The organism is Exiguobacterium sp. s56 (genome assembly GCF_018618255.1).
Classification (GTDB): domain Bacteria; phylum Bacillota; class Bacilli; order Exiguobacteriales; family Exiguobacteriaceae; genus Exiguobacterium; species Exiguobacterium chiriqhucha.
In genome coordinates, this window is the sequence record NZ_JACSLR010000011.1 from 62,293 (window position 1) to 86,898 (window position 24,606).

A 24,606-nucleotide genomic window follows, 5' to 3' on the forward strand; every position below is an offset into this window, starting at 1 on the left:
AGAGTGGGATTTTTCGTTATCGGGTCCATTCGAAGTACTTGCGTGACAAATCCGTGAGCGGGCTGTTGAACAAGCGTTTCCGCCAGTAAAGGTCGGCCACTTTTTTCACGGCCTCGCTTCGCGACGGGTACGGATAAATCATGCGGGACAGCTTGCCGATTTTATCGCCTCGTTGCATCGCATAGACGACGATTTGCATCCAATCCCCGGCCGTCATACCGATGGCGTGACCGCCGATGATTTTGCCGTTCTTGCGCGTGATAATTTTGACGAAACCTGTCTCTTGTCGGTCGGCGACGAAGCGGTCGACCTCGGACAGTTTCGCTTCAAACACCTCGACATCGTCACCATGACGCTCCCGTGCCTCAGCTTCGGTCATGCCGACGTGGAACACTTCCGGTTCCGTGAACGTGATCCACGGCATCTTCGTGTAGTCGACCTTGTTCCAAAGTCCGAACAAGGCGTTGGCCACGACCGCTTTTCCTTCCTCGCCAGCTGCGTGCGTGAACGGTAACGTCTTAATCGTATCGCCAATCGCAAAGATATGAGGTTGTGACGTGCGGTACGTCGACGTGACGTCGACGAATCCGTCTTTGACGTGGACGTGAGCCCGGTCGAGTCGAAGCTCATCGATTCTCGGTTTCCGTCCTGTCGCCACGAGCAGCTTGTCCGCCTCGTACGTGACCGTTTCGCCATCGATTTCGCCGGTGACGTGAACGCGTCCCTCGACTTCCGAGACTTGATTGATGTTGATGCCGATTTTAAGGCGCATCGCCATCTCGAGCTGCGAACGGAGCAACTTGCTCACCGACTCGTCTTCTCGCGGTAAAAACGTATCCTGTGCCTCGAGCACGGTCACTTGGCTACCGAGACGAGCGAACGACTGGGCGAGTTCGAGACCGATCGTCCCGGCCCCGATGACGATGATGCTCTCCGGCAACGTCTCTTCTTCAAACACTTGCTCATTCGTTAAGTATGGCACGTCGTCCAAGCCGTCAATCGGCGGTATGGTCGGTTGCGAGCCAGTCGCGATGACGAATTTCTTCCCAATCAGTAAATCGTCACCGACTTTGAGTTCGTATGGGCTTTGGAACGAGGCCTCGCCGATATACACGTCGACCCCAAGTTTTTCGAAACGTTCCGTCCCATCATGATCTTGAATGATGGCACGGGCACGGTCGACGCGTGCTTTCGTCGTCTGGTAATGGTCGCGGCCGTCAAACTCGGCTCCGAGTACTCGGGCAGCTTGCATCATGCTGCTCGCTTCTTTCGAGGCGGCGATCAGCGCTTTCGACGGGACACACCCAACGTGAAGACAGTCTCCACCCAGGTGTTTTTTCTTCTCAACCAAAGCGACTTTCGCCCCTAAATTTGCGGCACCGGCCGCGACCGTCATCCCGGCCGCACCCCCACCAATCACAATCAATTGATAATCCTTCATCTCATCAACCTCCGATAGCGTTCACTCACGTCTTGCATCCGTTTCCGGTTCACTCCAAAGTCAGAGTGACCGAGTCGTGATGCCGAGCGGAATTCAATTTGTCTTGTCTCATCGTCGAATCGAAATTCGACGTCATCTTTAAAGCGCATCAGTTTCGTCGTGACGACATAATGGAGCGTGTCCTCCGTCTCCTTGACGAGCTCGGTCCGAGGCAGTTGCCCCATCACCATCTTGATTGTCTCGATGCTCTCGGCGCGGTCTCGCCCGTACGGGAGCGGCTCCATGCGTAGCGCTTCGATTGTCGTTTCGGTCGAGACGGCGTTCGGACTACCTGACAATGGCTTCAATGATTTCGTTGCCATGAAAAAAACCTCCCTCATTCTACATACAATTACATGTATCCTGAATTCGGAAGGTTTAACCCTTTTAATGCAGTTCGCTCGGGTCGAGCGGCAAGAGAACGGTCACCGTCGTCCCATGACCGATCTCACTTTCGATGACGAGCTTTCCTTCGTGGGCCTCGATTAACTCCTTAGCAATCGCCAGGCCGAGCCCGCTGCTCCCTTTCGTCACTTGCGCCTGATAGAACATTTCAGTGATGCGCTGCAAGTGTTCCCGTGAAATACCAGGTCCCTCGTCAATAATTGAGATGAACGCGACTCGCTCCGATTGCACGAACCTTACCGTCAACGTCCCACCTTCTGGCGAGAAGCGGATGGCGTTCTCGAGCAAGTTTAAAAATACTTGCTTCAGCCGGTTCTCATCGAACAGTCCGATCGACTTTTGCGGATATCGCTCAATGAGCGTAATCTGTTTGTCTTCGAGTGACTGTTTCAATTGAATCGTCACTTTCCGTAACAACGACACGAGATCAAGTTCTTGCCGATACAAGACGAGCCGGCTCTCTTCAATCTTCGTGTAATCGAGCAGCTGCTCGACGAGCCCGATCATCCGCTCCGTCTCCGAATGGATGATGCTCAAACCGAGCTCGGTCTCGTCCGACACTTTCTCGTCCCCGCCTCGAATCGTCTCCGTCCACCCTTTAATCGAAGTGAGCGGCGTCCGCAACTCGTGCGACACGTTGGATAGAAATTCATTTCGCGTCGATTGGTGCTGCTGGACTTTCGCACCTAAATATGTGAGCGTCCGGGCCAGTGCCCCGAGCTCATGTTTTTCATTGGAATAGACTTCAACATCGAAATCACCTTGCGCCATTTCATCGGCCGTCTCAATGATGTCTCGAATCGGTCGCACGAATCGGTCTGCAATCCGAATGACAGCATAGAGCGCGACCAACCAAATCAAGACGCCAATCATGACGACAGCCATCCAAATCTCGCGAATCAACGTGTCAAGGTCGGCGAGCGGCCGCGTGAAGCTGATGGCGAATTCACTCGTCTCTTCCGTGATGATTGGACTCGTCACCGACAAATAGTGATTCCCATCGGCATCGTAGTCTTGGACGACGGACTCGCCTCGAGCGAGATCTTGCAACTGTTCGGTCGAAAAGGCCGCCTGTTGCGCCCGCTGTCCCGTCGTTTTGATGATTTGACCGGTCCGGTCGACAATCGTCAAATCGGTACCGGGATAGCCGAACGTCCGAACGAGCACCGAGAACGCGCTCGGTGTCTCGAATCCGACTTGCGCCTGTGGATACAGATAGGCGCTCGTCGTCGCATGGCTGAGTAGTGCCTCTGATTCATATTCATAGTAATAGCGGTACGTTCCGTACGACAGGACGCTCACGAGAAAGACGAGCACGAGCGTCATGACGAGCATAATCCGAATGACGAGCTGTTGCTTCATCCGTCATGTCTCCGCCACTTGTACCCATGCCCCCATAGCGTCTCGATATAAGCCGGGTGACTCGGGTCGTCTTCAATCTTTTGACGTAGACGACGGATGTTGACGTCGACCGTCTTTCTGTCCCCGAAGTAATTGATGCCCCAGACGGCATCTAACAGCGCGTCACGCGATAAGACGACTTCCTCGTTTTGGACGAGGTGACAAATCAAATCGTATTCGGTCGGGGTCAAATCAATCGCCTGCCCATACTTCGTCACTTGCTTCGCCGCCAAATCGATGGCGAACGGTCCGGACTTCAACCGTTTCTTTTCTTTACGCTTCACTTTCTCGACACGGCGCAGGAGTGCTTGAATCCGTGCCACAAGCTCACCTGGGCTAAACGGCTTGGCGATATAATCGTCCGCCCCTCTGCCGAGCCCTTCAATCTTATCTTCTTCAAGCGTGCGTGCCGTCAGCATGATGATGCCGACGTTCTCATCTAAGTCGCGGATGGCGGCGCATGCCTCGAATCCATCCATCTCAGGCATCATCACGTCGAGCAAGACGACATCGAACGGCTCACGGTCGAACGCTGTGACCGCTTCGCGACCGTTCGTCGCCTCAAAGACGTCAAATCCGGCTCGTTTTAAATTAACGATGATAAAGCTGCGAATCGCATGCTCATCTTCGGCTACTAATATTCGATTCATATATCCACCTCTTCTGAAGTTCACTACTCTACATTATAGTTACGTTTTTGCGACAAGGTTGTCAATTGACCTCAAATCGTATTAGGATGGAGTCATTAGATTCTGAAGGAGGACTCCTTACCATTATGAGTTACAAGATGATTGTTTTAGATATGGACGATACGCTCCTCACGAGCGACCATACAATTTCCGCCAAGACGAAAGCAGCCTTGCTAGATGTACAAGAACGCGGACATAAAGTCGTGCTCGCGAGCGGTCGCCCGACATACGCGATGTGGGATGCCGCCCGTGAACTCGAACTTGCCAAATATGGTAGCTATATTCTCTCATTCAACGGTGCCTCAATCATCAATTGTGAGACGAATGAAGAAATCTTCTCGAGTACGTTGCTTCCGGAGACGGTCGCCCATCTCCATGATATCAGTGTCCGGGAAGAAATCGCGATTCATACGTACATCGGTAACGAAATCGTAACCGATCAACCGAACCCGTATACTGATATCGAAGGTGAATTGACGGGGATGCCGGTTATCCATGTCGCCGACTTCAAAGAAGCGGTCACGACGCCTGTCGTCAAATGTCTCATGCTCGGTGACGGCGACACGCTCGCTCCAATCGAAACGAAACTGCAAGTCGAACTTGAAGGAAAACTTGCTGTCGCGCGTTCAAAACCGTTTTTCCTTGAGTTCACAGAAGCGGGTGTGACGAAAGGGACGAGCCTCGCCTTCCTCGCCGAACACGTCGGAATTGAGCAAGCCCACGTCATCGCTTGTGGCGACGGGAACAATGACCTCACGATGATTGAATGGGCCGGCCTCGGAGTCGCCATGGGCAACGCCAACACGACGGTCAAAGGCAAAGCCGACTTCATCACGAAATCAAACAACGAAGACGGGATTGCCCACGTCATTGAGACGTTCATGGGAACGGTCCTCGTCGATCGGTAAGTGAACAAACTGGATTGAACCAAGGAGGAATTACGATGAATAAAGGATTGAAACGAGCAGGACTTGGACTGGTCGGTACGGCTGTCGCCGGTGCCGCCTACGTATTTTTGTCCCCGAAACCGACCTCACGTCTCGTTAAGACCTCATTTGCCGGCGGGAACGAAGTGGCCATCAAAGGGTTTGATGAAGTCGTTCAAAAAACATCGGTCCGGAAAGATATCGACTATCATTCAGCCTATGAGAACGGGACGTTCGACTTGATTCGCTATGAAGGCGAGAAACAAATTGTTCCGACCATCTTTTGGGTGCACGGCGGTTCGTTCGTCGGTGGCGACAAGGCCGACGTCTTCAAATATGCGACGTCAATCGCGAGCAACGGCTATAACGTCGTTAGCGTCAACTACGCCCTTGCCCCTGACGTCACGTATCCCGTCCCGCTCCAGCAGCTTGAAGAAGCATACACGTATATCGCGGAAAACAATGACCGCTTCCGTCTCGACCTCGACCGCGTCTTTTTTGCGGGCGACTCGAACGGGGCCCAACTCGTCGCTCAGTTCGTCGGTATTCAATTGAACGACGACTACGCACCATCGGCCGAAGTGAATCAAGTCGTTCCGAAAACGGCGATCCTCGGCACGATTCTCATGTCAGGTCCTTATGACTTGAAACGAAGCATCATCGAGTCATCGAAGGCGGTCAACCGCTTCTTGTTCAAACGGATCGGTTGGGCTTACTTCGGAACGTACAATTGGGAAGACTTGCCGGTCGTCGCGGAAGCGTCGCCGCTCGTGAATATCCCGGCCACGTTCGTTCCGACGTTTATCACCGATGGCAACACCGGTTCGTTCGAAACGCAAGCGAAAGAATTTGCGACGATCCTCTCAGGTCGTGCGGACGTCACGAGCGTCTTTTATGACCGAAACGAGCACACACTCGGCCACGACTACCATTTTGAGATGGATAAGCCGGCAGCCAGTGCAACGTATCGCCGTTTAATCACGTTCTTGCGTGAAACGACGCGTTAACAAATAATCCCCGCCCATCATTGGGCGGGGATTATTTTTGTCAGTTGAGCAATGCGAGCGCGCGGCCAATCAACTCATGCCGCGACGGTGACGTCTCACGTAACGCGTGCAACCGTTCCGTCAACGCCTGTCGAAGCGCATCAGACTCGACGAGCTCCAAACATTCGATGTGGAGCAACCAAGCATCGGGATGATCGGTAAGAATCGTCGGCACGAGCTCATCAATCGACTCGCCTTGCTCCCGCATATTGCGGACCTGATTGAACATCGGGTCATCGTTCGTCCATACTCGGGCGTCACGTTCAATCTGGACCGGCTTCTCCAAGATGACGAGTTCTTCAATCTCGGTACCCGGGAAAATCGACGGCAGCGTATCTTGTCTCACTTCGAGTGTCTCCAGTTTAATCTGTCGTCCTTCGATGGTGACGACGACGTCTTCGAGATGCAACGCCTCTGTCGTCTCGCTGACGACTTGACCGTCTAACCGAATGTCCGCTGTCGCCAACACGTCTTGAAGCGGTCCATCGAGCACGAGCAGGCCATGATTATGCAAGTTCGTCAATTGACCGTGATTGACGTTCACACAGTCGTCCCATTGGATGAGGGCACGTGCCCCAGAGCGTGTCACGTGACGAATCACACCGACGCGATCCGTCCCGTCTTCTAGTCGGATGGTCGATTGACTGCCCGACGCGAGCGCCTTCTCGAGCGAAGCGATCCCACCTTGGTTGACCGCCATCCGTGACTCGAGTTCGTCTAGCGCGTCCTTCAACGCTTCAAAGTCTGGAATGACGAATAACTCGCGTTGCATATTCGTCACGTCTTGTTTCGTCTCAAGGGCGTGCTCCAAATTGAATGGATGCTTCGTGACGGCGTCTGTCAAACAGTGACGGCTCTCTCCGACCGAAGATAACAGGCCTGCCCCGTAGATGAGCGGATTGTCTACATCACCGATGAGGCCAAACTCGACCGTCCACCAAAAGATGCGGGCGACTTGTTGTGCTTCAGAGAAGCCGGTCACTTGGGCTTTGGCCGCATGAACTGCCGCTTCCGCGGCTGCAATCTCCTCGTCCGTCGAGTTCGCATTCTCCTTCACGACGGTCAATCGTTTAAGTGCTGCGAACGAGGCATGTTCTTCTCGATTCATGAATGCCCTCGCCCCGAGCTGACCGAACCGCTTCACAATCTGTGAAAATTCAGGATCCATCAACATTGGTGCATGGCCGGCCGCCTCGTGGATGATATCCGGTGCCGGACTGTACAAAATATTCTCGACTTTTCGGATATCGGTCGCGACCGGCAACATCCCGTTGCCTTGGAAATCAAAGAAAGCGACGCCTGGAATGAGACCATCGACTGCGACCGTCGACCAACCGGCCGACCGCATCTCTTCGGTCATCTGTTCGACGTTCGGGAGACGCTCCGGTCCCATCCCCGTCTTTTTCAACCCTTCGATGTAGAACGGGTGGGCCTTCCCTTCAAGCGTGTGCAAGTTCAGTCGTAAGACGAAGCGCCAGACAGCATGATCGGTCGGCGTGTACTCGTCGTAGAACTGTGGCGAAATATGAGGGGCCAAATGGCGTGGAATGATTTGTGTGAGCATGATGTTTCCTCCTTTAGTTGACTGAACGTAAAAAAATCCCTATCGATTCACTCGATAGGGACGACGATGCCGCGGTACCACCCTGATTACTAGACGGACGTCTAGTCACTCTACTCCGATAACGGGGGACCGCTCAACACGTGAGAGCTCGCGAACTGTAATTCGATTCATCCTATGGGCGTGTTCACAGCACCACACGCTCTCTGGGCCAGGGAAGATGTCTCTACTTCGGTTCGGTCATCGCTTTTATACTGTTATACAGTTATGCTTCTATGCATATTCGCTTTTAAGCACTAAAGTATCTTGTTGCTAGTAACGATAACAGACGATTTGGACGCCGTCAACAAAAAACAGTCCGCATCTGCAGACTGTCACAAACACCAATCGATTTCAGGTTGACCCCACTCACTCAACTTCGCATTCACTTGCGAGAACGGCTTCGATCCGAAAAAGCCGCGATGCGACGAGAGCGGACTCGGGTGGACCGAGGTCAAGACGGCGTGTTGCGGGCCAATAAATTTCTGTTTCTTCTTCGCGTCGTTCCCCCATAAGATGAACACGAGCGGATCTTCCCGCTGCCCAAGTCGCTCGATGATGGAGTCGGTGAACTGCTCCCATCCCTGTCCCCGATGCGAACCGGCTTTGCCTGCTTCGACCGTGAGCGCGGTGTTGAGCAGCAACACGCCTTGACGGGCCCATGCTTCTAAATTCCCGCTGGTCGGCACGGGACAGCCGATATCGTCATGCAATTCTTGAAAGATATTTCGAAGCGACGGTGGGAAACGTACACCGTCTTGGACTGAGAAACTCAGTCCATGCGCTTGGTTTGGCCCATGGTATGGATCTTGTCCGAGAATGACGCATTTGACGTCCTTGAACTTCGTATAGACGAACGCATTCCAAATGTCTTCTCGGGCCGGATATACGGTCGATGACGCATACGCCTCATCAACGAACGCTTTCAAGTTAGTAAAATAAGGCTCGGCCATCTCGGATGCGATGATGTCGCTCCAATCCCCGAGCAGGCGATCTGATAACTGTTCTCCCATGTGTTTCTCCCCTTTCCGTCTTATCATACCCGAATCGATGGCACACAAAAAGGCGAGCCCGATTGGACTCGCCCTTGATCATTATACTGTGACCGCGCCTGCGACTTCTTTCGCAAGTGCTTCGGCTTTCGCTTTTGCGTCAGCAACGATTTCTTCGATTTTGTCTGGGTATTGGTTCATGCCTTCAACTGGAAGTGTCGTCACTTCTGTCACGCCTACGAATGCGAGTGCTTGACGAAGGTATGCGTCTGCGAAGTTGAGGTCTGTACCTGTGTAGATTCCACCCGTACCTTGGATGTGGATCGCTTGTTTGTTCTCGAGAAGGCCGACTGGGCCTTGTTCTGTATAACGGAACGTTTTACCAGCAGTCAATACGCTGTCGAGGAACATTTTCATGCGAGCTGGGAAGAAGAAGTTCCACATCGGTGTCGCGAACACGTACATGTCAGCTTCCATGAATTTCTCAAGCATGCCGTTCATCGTCGCGACTTTAGCCGCTTCGACGTCAGTGAGGGCTTCGCCTGAAGCGAATTTGCCCCATGCGCTGAGGACGTCGCCGTCGATTTCTTGAACATCGACATCGTATAATTCGATTGCTTCGACTTCGAGTGACGCATTCTCATTCGTGAGTGTCGTCATGAACGTTTCTGCGACTTGTTTGCTGTATGACAATTCTGTTGGTTTCGGGTTAGCCGATACGTATAATACCTTTTTCATAAATGGGTTCCTCCATAAGTGTGATCTCTATTTTTGTAACAACAGTTAGAACTATATCATCTGTATATCTCGTAGTCAATTAGTTTAACTTCAAGATAAATAGTCAAAAAAAAACAGGCAGGCGTTATTTGCCTGCCGCGTTATAACCGACTCGTTTCAATAAATCGATCAACTGTTCAGTCTCTTGGTCGCTAAGGGGACCATAGATGTCTTTAAAAATCTCGATGTGCTCTGGATAGACGACGTCCATCAAGCGCTTGCCTTCCTCTGTCAACGAGGCGTATGTAACGCGTCGGTCAGACGGACAAGCCACACGCTCGATTAAGCCACGTTTTTCAAGCTTATCAATCACGTACGTGACGCTTCCGCTCGTAATCAAAATTTGGTCTCCGATTTGCTGGAGCGGGGTATCCCCTCGTTTATACAAGACGGATAAAACACCGAACTCTGTTGAATTCAATTGGTGGCGTCGTAAATCGTCCTTCACACGGTCACTGATTGCGTCCATCGCTCGTGCCAAGACGATCCATGCCTTCAATTCGAGTGATTCAATCATGTCGGTTTCACCTCAATTCGTTCATCATTTACCTTTAGTATAGCAGGACATGAGCAGTATACGGTGGGAAAAACGCTTCGTCAAGAAACTTCTTCGTTGTCGCCCCTGTCTGAAACGTATAGAATGGAATTATTGCGATTTTTAGAAAGGGTGGACGGTATGCGTGAGTATTACGAGATATCATTGACGATTAAACAAGCCTATTTGAGTACGGTCATCGAGTTGTTGAACCGGGAAGGGATCGCCCCAGACTATGCGCTCGAAAAAGAAGGCGCGGTCTTTTTACTATTCAACCACTTGCCATGGCCGAACGTCACGCGCGAACCCCATGCGGTCGAACGCTTCTTATTGACGTTGTCGCGTGAGGACTATTTGTTCGTCAAAACGAAACGTAAGTCCCCCGTCCCGGACCATGAGCCGGTCGCCTGCATGGGTGCATTCGACTCGCCGTTCCATGAACATTTGAAAATTGAACTCGCCGTCGACGAATCAGATGCAAGCCACCTCGATATGTCGGCATTCCGCCATTATTAAACAACACGTCTGTGTTGTTTTTTTATGACTAGTCTCGCCACAGGACGGGAATAGATGACAATATCTGAATGTGAAAAGGGGAATGTGCTTTGATGGATACAGTCATGTTAATCGTCAACCCGTCGTCCGGGAAAGAGTTAGGGAAAGAACACGCCGCGGCCGCGGAGGAAGTCTTGCGAGAGCGTTACGGCAACGTCGATGTCCGGTTCACGGAGAAAGCAGACGATGCCACACATTTTGCGAAAGAAGCGGCATCGAAACAATATAAAGCTGTCATCGCGATGGGTGGCGACGGGACGCTGAACGAGGCCGTAACGGGGCTCGCCGAAGCGGATCATCGTCCTGATTTCGGCATCATCCCGCTCGGTACCGTCAACGATCTCGCACGCGCGCTCGGCGTCCCGAGCGACCCCGCAAATGCCATCGAGGCACTCAAGACGGCGCAACCGACACCGATGGATATCGGCAAATACGAGAATGGCTACTTCATGAACGTCATCGCGATCGGCCTCATCGCCGAGGCTGTCGACGAGGTCAGTGTCGAGGAGAAAACAAAATGGGGCCCGTTCGCCTACTTGATTGAAGGAATCAAAGCGTTCCGTGAGCATAGTCCATACGCCTTGTCGGTCCAAGCCGAAGAGCACACGTTCGATGGAGACGCCTATTTGGTCGTCATCGCCCTCACGAACTCGGTCGGCGGGTTTGAAAACTTTGAACCGGACGCCGAACTGAACGACGGGTTACTTCACGTCTATCTGTTTGAGAACCTCGGCTTTAAAGACGCCATCCAACTCGCACCGGCCCTCTTCACCGGCAAGTTGAAAGAGACGGACAGCGTCACGTCGTTCACGACGAAACGGGTCCATGTCGACTCGCCAGAATCACTTCCGGTCAATGCCGACGGAGATACGGGCGGTAAACTCCCGCTCACGTTCGAAGTGCTTCCGAGCCACCTCAACGTCTTGAAGCCGATTCAGTAAAAAGGGGACTTTTCAGTTCGAGGGCAAAGAAGAATGCCTGAAAGGAGGGGAACTCGATGCCCATCTCGCTCGTCCCATTGCGAGAAGCGTCCGACGCCATCGTCGCGACGTTCAATCGTTGGAATAACGATCCCGCCATCGTCCATTTGATTCGTCCGGCCCGATCCGAAGCCGAACTCGTCGCGGAACACCAAATGACGGTCGCAGACTTGACGGAACGTCTGGACACGCACGATATTTTCTTGATTTACGACGATGATCGGCTCATCGGCGAGGTGAACTTCATCTATGACGCCCCGCACTTGTATGACAAAGAACGCGGCAGCGCTTGGCTTGGTCTGGTCATCGGTGAACAGACAGGTCGCGGGAAAGGCGTCGGCACCGCAGCCCTCACGTTACTGGCAGATCGACTTCGTGCCCAAGGTGTGCCACGCATCGAGCTCGGTGTGTTCGGATTCAATGAAGCGGCGCATCGCCTCTATCAAAAGCTCGGTTATCACGAAATTGCCCGTATCGAAGCGTTCACGTACTGGGACGGTCAATTTTGGCCGGATATCCGGATGGAAAAACGATTGGATTGAATAAGGCCTTCCTCGCATCGAGGAAGGCCTTTCGTCAGTTATTTAAATTCTCGACTTCGACGACGCGGAACCCTTTTTGTTCGAGTTTGGCGACAATCTTGTCTTTTGTCTTCTCGTCACAGTCCGGCGGCAACGTGATTAACACGCGACGCAACACCTTGCTCTTGGCGTCAAGCGTCATGAGGCTGGCGATTGATGAATATTTGCTGATGACTTTCGTGATTTTCTCGAGCGCCCCTGCCTGCTCACTGAGTGCAATCGTGACGACATAGCTCCCCGTGTCACGGCTCCATGCCTCTTCGAGCATGCCGAGCATCTTCCCGTGTGGCAAAATCCCGTAAAATTCGTTGCTCTCGTCTTTCAAGACCGCGATATACGGAAGTTCTTTGATTGAGAAGAAGACTTTGAAAAAGCCGTCTGACTCGTGAACGTACTTTTGCGTGTTCTTGATGAGTTCCATAACGTTATCGTCTAGGCTCGCCCCACTCATCCCGTGGCGATAAATATGCATTTTATAAATATTACCGCGGAAAAACGTTCCCGTCTCATCGAGCACAGGGACACAACGGTAGCCTGTCTTTTCGAGCGTGTCGAGCGCTTCGCGCAATGTCGCCTTTTCACTGATTGTGACGACATCTTTCTTCGGAATGCATAAGCTATGCACTAACATGCGGTTTTCCTCCTAGCCAAATTGAAAGTGGTCTACACCCTATTCATTACTATTCCCCAAATACGATTGAAATCCTGCCATCAATTTTCAAAACTTATTCCGGTCTGGATGCGACCTCGGGATTTGTCGTAACGCCAAAAAGTCGTTATAGTGAAACTATCCAAACAGACAAAGGGGATTGAACGACTATGACGATGAAAAAAGCTTTAACAATCGCTGGCTCGGACACGAGTGGCGGTGCAGGCATCCAAGCTGACTTGAAAACGATGGAAGAGCTAGGTGTTTACGGCATGACCGCCCTCACGGTCATCGTGGCTCAAGATCCGCATAATGCGTGGCATCACGAAGTGTTCCCAATCGACACGACGTTGATTGAGAAACAGATTGATACGGTCCTCGCTGGGATTGGTGTCGATGCCGTCAAGACAGGGATGCTCCCGACTCCAGAGATTATCGAACTCGCTGCCCGTAAAATTAAAGAGTACGGCATCCAAAACGCGGTCGTCGACCCAGTCATGGCATGTAAAGGTGCCGACGAGATTCTCAACCCGGACGTCGCGGTCGCGATGCGCAAGCACCTCGTACCGGTCGCTAAAATCATCACACCAAACTTGTTCGAGGCGCGTATGCTCGCTGGCCTCGATAAGACACCTTCAACGATGGAAGAAATCAAAGAGGCTGCTCGCTTGATCCATGAACTCGGCGCTGAAATCGTCATCGTCAAAGTCGGTGGCAAGCTCGGCTTCGACACAGCATTTGACGTGCTTTACGACGGCAACGAGTATCGCCTCCTCGAGAGCGAAAAAATCGACCCTGCCTTCACACACGGCGGCGGCTGCACGTTCTCGTCAGCGATCGCGGCTTCACTCGCGAACGGTCACTCGGTCGATGAAGCCATCGAAATCGGAAAAGAGTTCATCACGGAAGCGGTCCGTCACTCGTTCCGCCTCAACCAATATGTTGGGCCAACGAACCATACCGGTTACCGCAAAAAACTAGCAACACAATCATAACGGGTGGCCCGGGACGCATGTCTCGGGTCATCGTTTCCATTGGAGGGAACCGCGTGAAATCAATTCAACCTACAACCATCCAGACTTATTTGGACGCGCATGTATCCATGCCGCTCTATGTCCATGTCGAGACGACGAACGGGGCGTATGCGACGCATAACGACCCTGATTTTCATAACGCCGGTATGTTTATCCGCAACGTCGTCATCGAATATAGCATCGGCCAAATCAAGGGCGATGGACCATACCGGGTCGGCTTGAAGCTCGATCATGGTTGGCTTTACGTCGAAGGTTTGACCGACTACGAACAGCACGGAGACCAGCTCCTGCTCGCCGGCCATGACCGCCTCGGACGCCTCGCCTGCGCCTTACACTTAGACATCAAACCGCTCCCACAAGGAGCCTCGGAGGTGGAAAGCCAATGAATGGACCATTACTCGTTATTTTTCCGCATCCCGATGATGAAGCGTTCAGCTCGGCCGGGACGATTATCCAACACCATAAACACGGATTCCCGGTCACGTACGTCTGTCTGACGCTCGGTGAGATGGGCCGCAATATGGGCTCGCCGATTTTCACGACGCGTGAAGAGTTGCCGAAAATTCGTAAACATGAGCTCGAGGAAGCGTGTGCCGTCATGGGCATCGACGACCTCCGCATGTGGGGACTTCGCGACAAGACCGTCGAATTCGAAGACGAAGCGGAACTCGCGGCACGTTTCAGCGCCTTAATCGAGGAAGTACAGCCGACACGCGTCATCTCCTTCTATCCGGGTTACGCCGTCCACCCCGATCACGAGGCGACGGCACGTGCGGTCGTCCGAGCGTTGCAAGACATCGATGCCTCGAAGCGTCCTGAATTTTTAGGAGTCGCGTTCGACCATCGCACCGACGCCGAACTCGGAAACCCGCACGTCGTCATCGAAGTCGGTCAAGAGAGCGCGGCGAAGCGTGAAGCGTTGCTCGCCCACCGTTCACAGACGGAAGGCCTGTTACGCGCCATCGACAACGCAGAAAACGCCCACGTCATGGAGTTACTCCAACGTGAGCGCTTCTATCACTATCCGTTCTCATGATTCATAGGCAAGGCGTGTCACGTACAATAATGTACCGACAGCTCCTAAGCCGATTAACGTTCCCAATACGACAACGATATGTTCCATGTTCTCACCTCTACTTGGTTATACGAACTTGATGGATCATTGGTTTCAAAGCGCATGTGCTGACATGCGCTTTTTTCTTAGAAGTACAAGAAGTAAATCACAGCCGCCAACACGATGCGATAAATCGCGAACGGCGTCAACTTCACTTTGTTGATCAACTTCAAGAAGAACTTAATCGACAAGAGCGCAAACAAGAACGCGCTAATGAATCCGACAACGAAGACCGGGAGGGTCGCCATCGTAAAGTACTCCCATTTGCTGTAGAGCGACAGTGCACTAGCACCGAACATGATCGGTACGGCCATAATGAACGTGAAGTCCGCTGCGGCCCGGTGACTCATCCCTAAGAGGACGCCCCCTGAGATGGTCGACCCTGATCGTGAAAAACCTGGCCAGAGCGAGAAACATTGAATCAAGCCGACACCGAGCGCTTGTTTATACGAAATCTCATCGAGCGTGGCCGTCGTTTGACGCTTCACGCCTGACAAGTCCGCTACAATCATGAAGAATGCCCCGATGACGAGCCCAATCAAGACGGTCTTGATGGAGAACAAGTTCTCATCGATGTAGTCTTCAAACAACAGTCCAAGCACGCCTGCCGGGAGCAGCCCGATGAAGATATGTAGCAAGTTCAGTTTCTTTGTCGGCCCGCTGCTACGAATCGCGAGCAACTCCTTCGGATTCAATAACTCTTTAAACCGATTTCGAAATACGACGATGACCGCTAAAATCGAACCGAGCTGAATTACGATCTTAAATGTGTTCGCCACCTCTTGACCGAGGAAGCTACTCGAGTTGAGCCACAGGTCGTCCACGAGGATCATATGTCCCGTTGACGATACCGGAGCAAACTCGGTCAGTCCTTCGACGACGCCTAACAAAAAGCCAATAAATAATTCATACCATTCCATTGTTTATCTCCTACTCCAGTATTGTTTCTTATCATACACAACTTTAACCTCACCCGCCCTAGGTCTTAAGGCGTAAAAAAGAGGAAGCTCATGAAGCATCCTCTCTCCGCGCTATGACCGTGACAATCGCTTGATGCAGACAAACGATGATCCCGATGAACAAAAAGGCGGCAAAAAGCGTCATACCTGCCCCGGCGGCGAACAACAGACCGAACAGGATGATCCCGCCATGCAACAACATCGAGACGGACGATTCCGTCGTCGCCCTGATTCCGGATGGGACCCGATGATGCAACACACCGAGATAGAGCGGTTCAACAATACCGATGAGACAGGCCATTCCGACCATAATCACGAGACCAATCGGCCCCGGATAGAGCCCGAGAACGACAAAACCAACGCCGATTCCCCAACCGATCCAGCGTAGCCAACACTCGGCCGTGGCGAAGCGTAGCAGCATCGGTGCGACCAACTGTCCCGGTATTTGGATGAGCAGCAGGATCGTTGACATCGTCCCGAACCAATAAATCGGAAGCTCGACGTCGCGCGCATACAGTTGCCAGAACTCATCGATAAAATTGAACGCACTAATGGTCACGACAAACAACGACGTCACGATGAACACGCGACGATGTTGCCGGATAAAGCGGAAACCAGACCCGATATCTGCCCACGTCAAGCGCTCGTCCGACACGACTCGTCTCGGTTCGACAAGGCCAAAACTACATGCTGTCGCGATGAACAAACTGACAATCGACAGCACGTAGTTCAGCTCGAACGGGAAGCGTGTCGCCAGCAGACTACCACTGATGGCAGCGAGAACGGCTGCGACGATTCCAATGACATTCAATCGACCGATCGTGCGTTCAAACGTTCCCGCCTTCCCGTCCTGTTCGAGCGTCTCATACAACAACGCGTTCTCGGCCCCGCTCCGAAACGCCGCCCCAATGCCCGACAAGGCGATGGCGACAGCAAACCCGACAAACGAGAACGACAACAGTAGAACGATAAACGATAGACATTCCAACCCGACCCCGATCTGCATCAGACGCCGCCGCTCGAATCGGTCGGCAAGGACACCCGTCGGCACTTCAAGCAACACGACGAGGACGGCATAAAGCATCTCGAGATAGACGACCTCTTGAATCGTGATCGTCCGCGACTCCCAAAACAGACGTTCAATCGTATAGGCTGGGATGAGCGCATCGAACCAACGCATCCAGCCGAGCAACACAACGTTTCGACCGACTTAACTAGGTGAACGTGCTCGTTTCATCATACATCTCCTCCTTATTTGTCTATTCCCGCTAACACAAAAAAAGCCACGGAAAAATTCCGTGGCCTGCACATTATTTAAGCAGATTGAGCATCTCGCGATTGAACGCCGGGATGTCATCCGGTTGTCGGCTCGTGACGAGCTGTTCTTGGCAGACGACGACTTCTTTGTCCGCATACTTCGCTCCAGCGTATTCCATGTCGACTTTAATCGACTTGTAGCCGGTCGCATCGCGGCCTTCGAGCGTCTTCGCCGTAATCAACAGCTGTGGTCCATGGCAGATGGCGAATACCGGCTTTTTCGCGTCCATGAACGCCTTGGCGAACTGGACGAAACGGTCATCTTCGCGTAACAAGTCAGGTGAGAATCCGCCCGGTAAGAGCAGTGCGTCAAAGTCTTCTGGTGAGACGTCGTCGATGGCTTTGTCGATTGTGACCTTCGACTCCCCTTGTTTGCCTTCGACTGTATTCCCAGCTTTCTTTTCAATCGTGACAACTTCGTGCCCCGCTTCCACCAATGCGTCGCGTGGACCCGTGAACTCTACGTCTTCAAACATGTCTGTGATTAGCGTTGCTACTTTTGCCATATTGAAACACTCCCTCATTATTTTTATGCACATAGGGAGTGTTCCACACCTAACCGGAGCATAAACATTCAGCGAAACTTGGAGACGTACGGATTCGAGCGTTCAAAGAAACGATACGGATAGTCACGCGCTTCGCCCGTGTTAGGAATGCCGATGCGCGGACCGGCCTCGATGTCTGGAATGACGTCCCCTTCGACGATATAGAGCGGTTCATGTTGGAGCGAATGCCCATACAGGTCCATCGTGATCCCGAGCGCTTTCGTCAGCTTGCCGGGACCGTTCGTCTGATCGAACCGTTTGATGCCAGGACGATTCATGTCGATGATGGCCTGTCCTTCAATCGGCTCGATGGCTCGGATGAGGACGGCTTCCGGCGTGCCGACCGGACCGCTCACGACGTTCAAGAGCGTATGCGTGTGCATCTGATACGTATAGACGTGTCCCGGCAATCCGAACATGACCTCGGTCCGATTCGTCCGTCTGCCCCCGAAGCTATGGGCCGCCCGATCGATGGCACCTAAATAGGCCTCCGTCTCAACGATTTTGCCGACAATCTGACCGTCGAGATGATCGTGGACGAGATAGTGACCGAGCAATGAGCGTGCCAATTCAATCGTCGGTTGCTCGTAAAATGATGGATCGAGTCGTTTCATCGTCATCCCTCCTTCGGTTTATTTTCTCAAATGAAGACGGGGTGACACAAAGAAGATGCCTTTTCTGATCAAAGGGATTTCATGATGAGAGCCGAACTATATGACATACGAGAAAGTGAGGCGAAACAAGGTGGGGTATCTATTAGAGTTAAGACAGACAGTCGGGAACAGACCATTAATCTCTGTCGGGGCGACCGTGCTCGTCTTGAATGACAATCATGAGTTGCTGTTTCAACAGCGTTCCGATACGGACGATTGGGGATTGCCTGGAGGCTCGATGGAGTTGAATGAGACGTTGGATGAAGTGGCGGCTCGTGAATTGAATGAAGAGACAGGGCTTGAAACCAATCAATTTGAACTCATCGGTGTCTGCTCAGGGCCAAAATTTTACTTTACGTACCCGAACGGGGATGAGACGTATAGTGTCATCAACCTTTTCCATGCGAAGCGCGTGCAAGGGACGTTAGCCATGAACGACGGAGAAAGTCTGGACTTGCAGTATTTCTCAAGAGCCGACTTGCCATCGGACATCGAATCGAGGGCTCAGGCGCTCATCGACCAGTTCGGGGATGCGTTATGGCAACTCGAGAACTCTTTTATCTGAGACACTCAAAAACCATCCAGGACAGCTAATTGTCCTGGATGGTTTTTTTGAGTGATTCGATTAAGATGCGATTCGCATCGTCTCACGCTGCTTTCCCAACTTCACGTATCCGAGAATAATCGAGAAAATCGGGCTGAGCCAGAGGAAGAAGGCGAATGGTGCGTATTCAAGCACCGGCACCCCGAGCGTGGCCGCGAAGAACGCACCCGACACGCCCCATGGGATGAGCGGGTTGATGACCGTCCCACCGTCTTCGAGGGCACGTGACAAGTAGCGCGGATCGATGCCGCGATCGATGAACCCTTGCTTGAACGCTTGACCTGGGAGCAAGATTGACAAGTACTGTTCGCCCGCGAGCAAGTTGACGCCAATCGAGCTGAGGACGACCGACAACACCGAGCTGCCTGGTGATTTCAATCGTTCGAGCAACGCATCGACAATCGCTTGGAATACGCCGAGCTCACGGAGCAAGCCACCGAACGCGAGCGCAATCAAGACGAGACTGACCGACCAGAGCATCGACTCGAGTCCGCCACGATCGAGCACAGCTGCAATCGTCTCGTTCTCGACACCCGACTTGAACCCGGCCTGCATGACACCGAACCAGTTTGTGACGTTCCAGTTGCCTTGAACGAAACCAGCTGTCAACACCCCGGCGAACATCCCGACGAGCATCGTCGGCAAGACCGGCATGCGACGGAACGCAAGCACCGCGACGAGAACCGGCGCGAGTAGCGTCAACCATGACAAGTTGAATCGTCCAGCGAGTGCTGCCTGCGCTTCAGCGATTTGCGTCGTATCCGCCGCTTGACCGCTCCGACCGAGAAGCGTGAACAAGACAAGGGTGATGAGGATGGCCGGTACGGTCGTCCCCATCATAAAGCGGATATGGTCGAACAGTTTGACACCAGCCACGGCTGGTGCGAAGTTCGTCGTATCCGACAGCGGGCTCATCTTGTCACCGAAGAGTGCACCCGAGACGATGGCCCCGGCTGCGAGCGCCGGAGAGATCCCGAGCGCCATCCCGATTCCGAACAAGGCGACCCCGACCGTACCGACTGTCGTGAAGGCACTGCCCGTGAACGACGAGACGATCATCGTGATGAGCAGGACGCTCGGCAAGAACCATTGTGCTGAAATTGTATCTAAACCGATGGAGAGGATCGTCGCCACGGTGCCAGACATTTGCCATACGCCAATCAACATCCCGATGAGCAGTAAAATCAAGACCGGCATGATGGCTTCACGGATCCCGCTAATCATCGCCGCTTCGATTCGTTTGAAATCACGCGTCCGATAATACGCGTAACCCCCTATTAATACCATTGTGCCAAAGATCGCCATATGTGGCGTCGCTTTGGCCAAAAACATCAGTGCGAGCAGGGAAATCCCGCTCATCAGCACGACGAATACAGCCTCTTTTCCTTTCATCTGCATCGACGTCCCCTCCTTTCAGTTCCATTATTTTCTACCTAACCGCTTAAACGCTTTTATGCGCGAAAGTGTTTCAGTGATGTTCTTTACTATACCTGCTTCTCTTTTCCCTGTCAAACGTCTTTTTATGGTAAAGTAAACGCTCGAGGGTGACCTCCGGAGTTCGTAACCTCCTCCGACATCAAAACTAGCGAAAAAGGAAGTGTGCACGTTGCAACACGAAAAAGCATTGGTCGTCTTTAGCGGCGGTCAAGATTCAACCACCTGTCTATTTTGGGCAAAACAACAATTCTCTCATGTGGAAGCGGTGACGTTCGCCTACGGGCAACGCCATGACGCGGAAATCGAGGTCGCAAAAGAAATTGCGGCCGAACTCGATGTCCCGCACCACATCCTCGACTTGTCCTTACTCGGACAACTCACCTCTAATGCGCTCACGAGACATGATCTCGACATCGACAATGCGGACGTCCCAAACACGTTCGTCGATGGACGCAATCACTTATTCTTATCCTTTGCGGCCGTCATGGCCAAACAGCTCGGTATGCATCACATCGTCACCGGCGTATGTGAGACCGACTTCTCAGGTTATCCGGATTGCCGGGACCAGTTCGTCAAATCCTTGAACGTGACGCTCAACTTGGCGATGGACTATCCGTTCGTCATCGATACACCGCTCATGTGGCTCGACAAAAAACAGACGTGGGAACTCGCGGATCAGCTCGGTGCGTTCGATTACGTCAAAGAACGGACGCTCACGTGCTATAACGGCATCCTTGGATCAGGTTGTGGCGAATGCCCGGCTTGCGTACTCCGTCAAAACGGCCTCGCCGCTTATGAGGAGGTGCGCGTATGAAGAACGCTCCATTCCTTGCCCCGACGAGTGTCGAAGCTAAACAAGACGGCTCGCTCATCTACTGTCCGCACCGCGTCCAAATCGTCAAAGAAGTGACATTCGATGCCGCCCATCATTTGTTCGATTACGACGGCAAATGCCGCGCGCTGCACGGACATACGTATAAATTGCAAATGGGCATCAGCGGTTTTCTCGATAACCGTGGCATGACGCTCGACTTTGGTGATTTAAAAGCCATCTTTAAAGAAGAACTCGAACCATACCTCGACCATCGTTATTTGAATGAGTCGTTACCTTATATGAATACGACTGCCGAAAACATGTGCTACTGGATTTTCGAACAGCTCGCCAAGCACTTGCCTGACGAGCGCGACGTCCGCGTCGAATTCGTCAAACTGTACGAGACGCCGACCTCGTACGCCGAGTTCCGCCGCGAATGGTTGGTGGACTGATGAAAATCCCTGTCCTCGAAGTGTTCGGCCCGACGTTTCAAGGGGAAGGCCGCGCCATCGGGCAAAAGACGATGTTCGTCCGGACCGCCGGTTGCGATTATCGCTGTTCATGGTGCGACTCTGCCTTCACATGGGACGGCTCGGAGAAACCCGACATGCTCACAGCCGACGAAATCATCGAACGTCTCGACGCGCTCGGTGTGTACGACTACGTCACCATTTCGGGCGGTAACCCGCTCCTCATCGCCGCGATGAAAGAGCTCGTAGCGAAATTGAAGGCGCGTGACGTCAAGCTTGCCGTCGAGACGCAAGGCAGCCGCTATCAGGACTGGCTGTCTGACATCGACGACGTGACGCTCAGCCCGAAACCACCTTCTTCCGGCATGACGACCGACTGGGAGAAACTCGACGCCATCGTCGAACGACTGCGCCCCGAACAGATGACGTTCAAAGTCGCCGTCTTCGATGAGCTCGACCTCGCCTATGCGAAATCGGTCCAGACGCGCTATACGCCGGACGTCATGTACTTATCGGCCGGCAATCCTGAGCCTGGTGCGGACGGTGACATCACCGACGCCCAGCTTCGTCGCTTGAAACAACTATGGGAGGACGTCGCCCGTGATCCGTCATGGCAAAGCGTCCGTGTCCTGCCGCAACTGCACACATTACTGTACGCCAACGAACGTGGCGTCTAAGGAGAATACTCATGAGACCAGAAGACTTACAAGACTTGTCGCTCCTCGGACAGAAGAGCGTCCCCTACATTTTTGAATACGCACCGGACGTCCTCGAGGCGTTCCCGAACCGTCACCCGGAGAACGACTACTTCGTGAAGTTCAACGCACCGGAGTTCACGTCGCTCTGCCCGATCACGAACCAACCGGACTTCGCGACGATTTACATCTCATACATCCCGGACGAGAAGCTCGTCGAGTCGAAATCGCTCAAGCTGTACTTGTTCAGCTTCCGCAACCACGGAGACTTCCATGAGAACTGCATCAACGTTATCGGAAAAGACCTCGTCAAGTTGATGGAGCCGCGCTATCTCGAAGTGTGGGGTAAGTTCACGCCACGCGGCGGCATCTCGATCGACCCGTACTACAACTACGGCAAGCCGGGCACGAAATATGAAAGAATGGCGGAACATCGTTTGTTCAACCACGATTTGTATCCTGAGACGGTCGACAACCGTTAAATCAAAAAGTAGGCGCCGATGAGCGCCTACTTCTTTTTATAACGATTGATTTGTCGTTTAATCGGTTCGCGGAACACGGTCGCAACGAGTGTCAAGACGACTAGCACGCCGAGCGCGAACAATACCATTTTTACATCGCCGCTTACGAGGCTGCTGCCGAGAAAGTTGTTCGCGAACGCCCCGGGAATCATCCCGACCATGGTCGCGAGCACGTACCCCGGGAGGCGCACTTTCGCGAGCCCGGAGGCATAGCTGACCAAGTCAAAGTTGACGAGCGGGATCAGGCGTAAAATCAAGACGTAGAAGAAGCCGTCCTCTTCGATTTTATGTTGCAGCTTCTCATAGCTGCTCGTCTCGAAATGATGCAAAAAGCGGTCACCAAAGCGAATCGCCACGTAGTACGCGACGAGGGCGCTGAGCGTGGCCCCAATGACCGTATAGACGACGCCGGCGAACGTCCCGAACGCCAAGCCGCCGGCGACGGACAAGACGGACGTCGGGAAGAGGATGAGCGGACGGAACGTGAACAAGATGATATAGACGAGCGGGGCGAGCCATCCGAATTGAACGATATAATCCCGAATCTCCGCCGGTCGCAAATCAATCCATTGATAGAGGAACATCGCCGTCCCGAACACGACCAAGACGATCGCAATGATCCACTGCGTTTTCCACTTGTTCATCGGTCGCCCTCCTCTCTTTCTTTCATCATATCGCCTCGTCTCGAAAAAGTAACGCCTTCCTTTTTTTAGGAGTCACATTATGGTACGGTTAGAAAAAGCAGAAGGAGGAATCCCTATGTACTTGGCAGATGCCATCAAACTGAAGAGCCTGCTCCATAAGCAGATTGATAAATTGTTAGAAGAAGTCGAGCGCGTCGCGTTCATCGAACTCGAGAAAGACGAGCCGCTCCCGACGATTCAATCGCGCTCACTCGAGGATATCGAAGTCGAACTCGAGTCGATTCGTCGAGATATGCGTTGTCTCGATCGTCTCGTTTATGAGGCGAACTTGAAGACGGTAATTGAGACGCACGACGGGCCACTCCCACTCGTCGAGGCCATTGAGTTCGCGATTCAACTACGTGCTCAGGCCCGCATGTATCAAGAACTATCCGAGCGTCCGAAGCGCGAGTTTCAATACGGTTTTGGTGAAGGGACTGCCGTCATCAAGCATGCACTCTACGATCCAGAGCTATATCGCTTGAAAGCGATTGACGTCGAGAAGCGGGCCAACCGCATCGCCAGCGCCATCGAGACGGCCAACCATCGGACCGAAATCGAATTTGATGCAAGCCGCTATATGTAAGAAAAACGCGTCGGGAACATTCCCGACGCGTTTTACATGTGGTGATTATGATGGTCATGATGCGAGCTTGAACGGCGGCGCGGTGCCGGCTCGTCGGCGAACTTCTCTCCGTCTAAAATACCGAGCCGTTTATATTGGCGGTCAATCCGCTCTTTCGTCTCGTCGTGCACGTGCGACGACTCCATAATCAAGTGATAGCTGCCGAGCGCGACCCGGAACGGCTCCATCTGTGTCCGTTCGACCGGGAACGACGTCACGTCCCGCAAATAGTCGGCGAGACGGTTCGCCGACTCGTCACTCGGATGGTCGGCCAGATCTGACGCGAACTGCTGCATATCTTTCAATAGGCTGTTCGTCTTCACTTGATTGCGGATGCCTGCCATCACGGCGAACACAATCAGTGCGATAATACTAATAATCACAATCGGAAAGATGCTGAACATCCCCTCGAACAATGAATCCCCCATCCCGGTCGAATCGATATATACTTCCTCTCCAAATGCAAACGTATGGACCATGCTGTTGCCCCCCTTTTTCTATAAATACGGATGCAGTCCC

Annotated in this window: 30 protein-coding genes and 1 other annotated feature; of the genes, 14 read left to right on the top strand and 16 right to left on the bottom strand. The window is 52.8% G+C overall.

Annotation, left to right across the window (positions count from 1 at the left end; translation table 11 throughout):
* Positions 1-16 precede the first annotated feature (16 nt).
* The 4 genes from KNP71_RS11140 to KNP71_RS11155 form a co-directional block, all read right to left on the bottom strand.
* A complete protein-coding gene (locus tag KNP71_RS11140; protein WP_058765477.1) occupies positions 17-1,441 on the bottom strand; it encodes a dihydrolipoyl dehydrogenase family protein in 1,425 nt (474 codons plus the stop codon).
* Positions 1,438-1,803 carry a DUF1499 domain-containing protein gene (locus KNP71_RS11145; protein WP_058765475.1) on the bottom strand — a complete coding sequence of 122 codons (366 nt, stop codon included), beginning with the start codon at positions 1,801-1,803 and terminating at the stop codon, positions 1,438-1,440. Before KNP71_RS11145 ends, KNP71_RS11140 begins: the two co-directional genes overlap by 4 nt.
* Before the next feature lie 64 nt (positions 1,804-1,867).
* Complete coding sequence (locus tag KNP71_RS11150; RefSeq protein ID WP_131471610.1) at positions 1,868-3,247, bottom strand: sensor histidine kinase; 1,380 nt, start codon at positions 3,245-3,247, stop codon at positions 1,868-1,870.
* On the bottom strand, positions 3,244-3,936 hold the full coding sequence (locus KNP71_RS11155) for a response regulator transcription factor (protein ID WP_021068122.1): 693 nt from the start codon (positions 3,934-3,936) through the stop codon (positions 3,244-3,246). The genes KNP71_RS11150 and KNP71_RS11155 overlap by 4 nt, the downstream gene beginning before the upstream one ends.
* A gap of 125 nt (positions 3,937-4,061) precedes the next feature.
* On the opposite strand from KNP71_RS11155, the gene KNP71_RS11160 reads away from it, so the two are divergent.
* Positions 4,062-4,883: a Cof-type HAD-IIB family hydrolase gene (locus KNP71_RS11160; protein WP_021068121.1), complete on the top strand. Its 822-nt coding sequence runs from the start codon at positions 4,062-4,064 to the stop codon at positions 4,881-4,883.
* A 35-nt stretch (positions 4,884-4,918) separates the two neighbouring features.
* Positions 4,919-5,908, top strand: a complete 990-nt coding sequence (locus tag KNP71_RS11165; protein WP_214830716.1) for an alpha/beta hydrolase — start codon at positions 4,919-4,921, stop codon at positions 5,906-5,908.
* Positions 5,909-5,948: 40 nt separating this feature from the next.
* Here KNP71_RS11165 and KNP71_RS11170 read toward each other — a convergent pair whose 3' ends face one another.
* The 4 genes from KNP71_RS11170 to KNP71_RS11185 all read right to left on the bottom strand — a co-directional run bounded on the left by KNP71_RS11170 (position 5,949) and on the right by KNP71_RS11185 (position 9,833).
* Positions 5,949-7,511, bottom strand: a complete 1,563-nt coding sequence (locus KNP71_RS11170) for an aromatic amino acid hydroxylase (protein ID WP_214756383.1) — start codon at positions 7,509-7,511, stop codon at positions 5,949-5,951.
* A gap of 53 nt (positions 7,512-7,564) precedes the next feature.
* Positions 7,565-7,761: a binding site (T-box leader), on the bottom strand.
* A 121-nt stretch (positions 7,762-7,882) separates the two neighbouring features.
* Positions 7,883-8,560, bottom strand: coding sequence for a uracil-DNA glycosylase (locus tag KNP71_RS11175; RefSeq protein WP_214827699.1), 678 nt, complete (start codon positions 8,558-8,560; stop codon positions 7,883-7,885).
* An 81-nt stretch (positions 8,561-8,641) separates the two neighbouring features.
* Positions 8,642-9,277: an FMN-dependent NADH-azoreductase gene (locus KNP71_RS11180; RefSeq protein ID WP_029596264.1), complete on the bottom strand. Its 636-nt coding sequence runs from the start codon at positions 9,275-9,277 to the stop codon at positions 8,642-8,644.
* Between the two features lie 124 nt (positions 9,278-9,401).
* Positions 9,402-9,833, bottom strand: a complete 432-nt coding sequence (locus KNP71_RS11185) for a MarR family winged helix-turn-helix transcriptional regulator (RefSeq protein WP_021068116.1) — start codon at positions 9,831-9,833, stop codon at positions 9,402-9,404.
* Positions 9,834-9,992: 159 nt separating this feature from the next.
* Here KNP71_RS11185 and KNP71_RS11190 point away from each other — a divergent pair, with 159 nt between their 5' ends.
* The 3 genes from KNP71_RS11190 to KNP71_RS11200 all read left to right on the top strand — a co-directional run bounded on the left by KNP71_RS11190 (position 9,993) and on the right by KNP71_RS11200 (position 11,928).
* Positions 9,993-10,367 carry a hypothetical protein gene (locus KNP71_RS11190; RefSeq protein WP_021068115.1) on the top strand — a complete coding sequence of 125 codons (375 nt, stop codon included), beginning with the start codon at positions 9,993-9,995 and terminating at the stop codon, positions 10,365-10,367.
* Positions 10,368-10,459: 92 nt separating this feature from the next.
* A complete protein-coding gene (locus tag KNP71_RS11195) occupies positions 10,460-11,347 on the top strand; it encodes a diacylglycerol/lipid kinase family protein (RefSeq protein ID WP_214827701.1) in 888 nt (295 codons plus the stop codon).
* Positions 11,348-11,403: 56 nt separating this feature from the next.
* Complete coding sequence (locus tag KNP71_RS11200) at positions 11,404-11,928, top strand: GNAT family N-acetyltransferase (RefSeq protein ID WP_214756388.1); 525 nt, start codon at positions 11,404-11,406, stop codon at positions 11,926-11,928.
* 34 nt (positions 11,929-11,962) lie between these two features.
* On the opposite strand, the gene cbpA is transcribed toward KNP71_RS11200, so the two are convergent.
* The gene (gene cbpA, locus KNP71_RS11205; protein ID WP_021068112.1) at positions 11,963-12,598 is read right to left on the bottom strand and encodes a cyclic di-AMP binding protein CbpA; all 636 of its coding nucleotides are present in this window, start codon (positions 12,596-12,598) and stop codon (positions 11,963-11,965) included.
* A 188-nt stretch (positions 12,599-12,786) separates the two neighbouring features.
* Between cbpA and pdxK the strand changes: the two genes are divergently transcribed.
* Genes pdxK through bshB2 form a run of 3 tightly spaced genes read left to right on the top strand, consistent with a single transcriptional unit; the run spans position 12,787 to position 14,686 of the window.
* Positions 12,787-13,611 (top strand): pyridoxine/pyridoxal/pyridoxamine kinase, encoded by an 825-nt coding sequence (gene pdxK, locus KNP71_RS11210; protein WP_021068111.1) that lies wholly within the window; start codon positions 12,787-12,789, stop codon positions 13,609-13,611.
* A gap of 53 nt (positions 13,612-13,664) precedes the next feature.
* Entirely contained in the window at positions 13,665-14,036 is a 372-nt protein-coding gene (locus KNP71_RS11215) for a YojF family protein (RefSeq protein ID WP_029596267.1), read from the top strand.
* Positions 14,033-14,686 carry a bacillithiol biosynthesis deacetylase BshB2 gene (gene bshB2, locus KNP71_RS11220; RefSeq protein ID WP_029596268.1) on the top strand — a complete coding sequence of 218 codons (654 nt, stop codon included), beginning with the start codon at positions 14,033-14,035 and terminating at the stop codon, positions 14,684-14,686. Before KNP71_RS11215 ends, bshB2 begins: the two co-directional genes overlap by 4 nt.
* A gap of 164 nt (positions 14,687-14,850) precedes the next feature.
* On the opposite strand, the gene KNP71_RS11225 is transcribed toward bshB2, so the two are convergent.
* From KNP71_RS11225 to KNP71_RS11240, 4 genes are all read right to left on the bottom strand, one after another.
* Positions 14,851-15,684 carry an undecaprenyl-diphosphate phosphatase gene (locus tag KNP71_RS11225; protein ID WP_131471616.1) on the bottom strand — a complete coding sequence of 278 codons (834 nt, stop codon included), beginning with the start codon at positions 15,682-15,684 and terminating at the stop codon, positions 14,851-14,853.
* An 88-nt stretch (positions 15,685-15,772) separates the two neighbouring features.
* Positions 15,773-16,915 (bottom strand): MFS transporter, encoded by a 1,143-nt coding sequence (locus tag KNP71_RS11230; protein WP_251132802.1) that lies wholly within the window; start codon positions 16,913-16,915, stop codon positions 15,773-15,775.
* Positions 16,916-17,033: 118 nt separating this feature from the next.
* Positions 17,034-17,546 carry a type 1 glutamine amidotransferase domain-containing protein gene (locus KNP71_RS11235; RefSeq protein WP_029596270.1) on the bottom strand — a complete coding sequence of 171 codons (513 nt, stop codon included), beginning with the start codon at positions 17,544-17,546 and terminating at the stop codon, positions 17,034-17,036.
* Positions 17,547-17,614: 68 nt separating this feature from the next.
* Positions 17,615-18,205: a DNA-3-methyladenine glycosylase gene (locus tag KNP71_RS11240; RefSeq protein WP_131471620.1), complete on the bottom strand. Its 591-nt coding sequence runs from the start codon at positions 18,203-18,205 to the stop codon at positions 17,615-17,617.
* A gap of 124 nt (positions 18,206-18,329) precedes the next feature.
* Between KNP71_RS11240 and KNP71_RS11245 the strand changes: the two genes are divergently transcribed.
* Positions 18,330-18,803, top strand: a complete 474-nt coding sequence (locus KNP71_RS11245) for an NUDIX hydrolase (protein ID WP_131471622.1) — start codon at positions 18,330-18,332, stop codon at positions 18,801-18,803.
* A 60-nt stretch (positions 18,804-18,863) separates the two neighbouring features.
* On the opposite strand, the gene nhaC is transcribed toward KNP71_RS11245, so the two are convergent.
* A complete protein-coding gene (gene nhaC / locus KNP71_RS11250; protein ID WP_021068103.1) occupies positions 18,864-20,240 on the bottom strand; it encodes a Na+/H+ antiporter NhaC in 1,377 nt (458 codons plus the stop codon).
* Between the two features lie 208 nt (positions 20,241-20,448).
* Here nhaC and queC point away from each other — a divergent pair, with 208 nt between their 5' ends.
* The 4 genes from queC to queF are packed head-to-tail and all read left to right on the top strand — an operon-like array spanning position 20,449 to position 22,740.
* Positions 20,449-21,093, top strand: a complete 645-nt coding sequence (gene queC, locus KNP71_RS11255) for a 7-cyano-7-deazaguanine synthase QueC (protein WP_021068102.1) — start codon at positions 20,449-20,451, stop codon at positions 21,091-21,093.
* A complete protein-coding gene (gene queD, locus KNP71_RS11260) occupies positions 21,090-21,545 on the top strand; it encodes a 6-carboxytetrahydropterin synthase QueD (protein ID WP_021068101.1) in 456 nt (151 codons plus the stop codon). Before queC ends, queD begins: the two co-directional genes overlap by 4 nt.
* Positions 21,545-22,240, top strand: a complete 696-nt coding sequence (gene queE / locus KNP71_RS11265) for a 7-carboxy-7-deazaguanine synthase QueE (RefSeq protein WP_251128705.1) — start codon at positions 21,545-21,547, stop codon at positions 22,238-22,240. Before queD ends, queE begins: the two co-directional genes overlap by 1 nt.
* An 11-nt stretch (positions 22,241-22,251) precedes the next feature.
* Positions 22,252-22,740 (top strand): preQ(1) synthase, encoded by a 489-nt coding sequence (gene queF, locus KNP71_RS11270; protein WP_021068099.1) that lies wholly within the window; start codon positions 22,252-22,254, stop codon positions 22,738-22,740.
* 26 nt (positions 22,741-22,766) lie between these two features.
* On the opposite strand, the gene KNP71_RS11275 is transcribed toward queF, so the two are convergent.
* On the bottom strand, positions 22,767-23,423 hold the full coding sequence (locus KNP71_RS11275) for a TVP38/TMEM64 family protein (RefSeq protein ID WP_131471624.1): 657 nt from the start codon (positions 23,421-23,423) through the stop codon (positions 22,767-22,769).
* Positions 23,424-23,538: 115 nt separating this feature from the next.
* On the opposite strand from KNP71_RS11275, the gene KNP71_RS11280 reads away from it, so the two are divergent.
* On the top strand, positions 23,539-24,048 hold the full coding sequence (locus KNP71_RS11280; RefSeq protein ID WP_214830718.1) for a hypothetical protein: 510 nt from the start codon (positions 23,539-23,541) through the stop codon (positions 24,046-24,048).
* A 32-nt stretch (positions 24,049-24,080) separates the two neighbouring features.
* Here the strand turns inward: KNP71_RS11280 and KNP71_RS11285 are convergent, their stop codons facing one another.
* Entirely contained in the window at positions 24,081-24,566 is a 486-nt protein-coding gene (locus tag KNP71_RS11285; protein WP_214830720.1) for a hypothetical protein, read from the bottom strand.
* Positions 24,567-24,606 lie beyond the last annotated feature (40 nt).